Raw genomic sequence first — 315 nt, 5'->3', positions numbered from 1 at the left:
GCTAACCCCGTCGTCCCGACGGTTGAAGAAGCTAAGAGGCGTTCAGCTTCTTGTTTGAGGTTCAGTCCTGCGTTCACATCACGGTCGTGATGGATGCAGCAACTCGGGCATGTCCATTCACGCAAGCCAAGATGCTTCACGTCTTTGTGTTGATGTCCGCAACGGGAGCACAGTTGACTAGAGGCGAAGGTCTTTCCGACTTTCACGACGGTCTTCCCGTACCATGCCGCCTTGTATCCGAGCATGCGGAAGAACTCCGACCAACTGACCTCGGAGATGGACTTGCTCAACTTGCGATTCTTCTGCATGTTCTTC

1 protein-coding gene is annotated in these 315 nt (G+C 53.7%); it reads right to left on the bottom strand.

Annotated elements, in window-relative coordinates:
• Positions 1–315 (bottom strand): zinc ribbon domain-containing protein (locus KNP98_RS15975; RefSeq protein WP_214812262.1); only part of this gene is annotated, 315 nt, incomplete at both ends.

It is taken from the genome of Exiguobacterium sp. s127, from assembly GCF_018618695.1.
Classification (GTDB): Bacteria; Bacillota; Bacilli; order Exiguobacteriales; family Exiguobacteriaceae; genus Exiguobacterium_A; species Exiguobacterium_A oxidotolerans.
Note: the sequence above shows the minus strand (reverse complement) of the source record. Positions and strands in the feature narration are given on the sequence as shown.